General features: G+C 56.4%; 1 pseudogene. It reads left to right on the top strand.

Going from position 1 to position 1,307, the window contains the following annotated elements:
• Positions 1–79: 79 nt before the first annotated feature.
• Positions 80–1,307 (top strand): annotated as a pseudogene (locus AC2TCY_RS22980) (transposase); the annotation flags it as partial.

The raw sequence follows: 1,307 nt of genomic DNA, 5'->3' as shown, positions 1-1,307 counted from the left end.
CCTATTCTGTTGAAAGGTTCTTCCTTGATTGAGGTGTAACTTGCTGATTCCATTCTGCCGACAAGCGGGAGGATCAGCCATGATGGGGCCAAGACAAGAATCTCAGGCAGCGCTGTTTTATGAGTTCTCACTTGCGGATCACATTCCCCAAGACCACCTGTTGCAGTCGATTGACCGGTTCGTCGATCTGAGCAGCATCCGTACCCATCTTGCTGGTTTCTACAGCCACACTGGCCGTCCTTCCATCGACCCTGAACTGCTGATCCGCATGTTGCTTGTCGGTTATTGCTTTGGCATCCGGTCGGAGAGACCGCTGTGCGAAGAGGTGCATCTGAATCCCGCCTATTGCTGGTTCTGTTGTCTCGATCTGAACGATCGCGTGCCGGATCATTCGACGTTTTCAAAGAACCGGCACGGTCGGTTTCGCGAGAGCGAACTGCTACGCCATTTGTTTGAGACAACTGTGGCGCGCTGCATTGCGGAAGGTCTGGTGAGCGGTCAGCGCCTGGCAATCGATGCCAGCCTGATTGAGGCGGATGCCAACAAACAGAATTCAACACCGAAGGAAGATTGAGACGCGACGAGCATCGATCCGGCAGATGCGCCCCGAGCCGTGCGTGAGTATCTCGACACGCTGGATGAGGCGGCATTCGGAGCTGCGAGCGAGGTGCAGCCCAAGTTCACATCCCATTCCGACCCAGCAAGCCAATGGACCGCAGCACGCAAAGGCCCGGCATTCTTTAGCTATTCGGACAACTACCTGATCGACACGGACCATGGCGTCATCGTCGATGTGGAAGCCACTCGGTCAATCCGACAAGCCGAGATTGGATCGACCAAGACCATGTTGGACCGTGTGAAGACGAAGTTCGACCTGCATCCAGAACGGCTGATCGCTGACACCGCCTACGGCATTGGGCTGCTTTTGGGTTGGTTGGTCGACCGACAGATCGCGCCGCACACCCCCGTCTTCGACAAAGCAGGCCGATCCGATGGCACATGGTCCAGAGCTGACTTCGCGTGGGACGCCAAGAACGATCAGTACATCTGCCCCGAAGGCCATGCGTGGAAGCAATTCCGCCGAAACTACTCCGACCCGACCAGAGGACCAACTGGCAAAGGGACGGCCCGCTACCGCGCCTTGAAAGACGTTTGCCAAACCTGTCCATCGAAAAACAAGTGCTGCCCTAACACCGACGCACGCAAGATCACCCGCGAAGAGCACTAAGATGCCCGCCAGGTCGCTCGAGACATTGCCAAGACCCGCCAGTACGACATCTCAAGGAAGTTCAGAAAGAAGGTCGAGA

It is taken from the genome of Ruegeria sp. HKCCD7181, assembly GCF_057221055.1.
This window is presented reverse-complemented; position numbering and strand designations above follow the sequence as displayed.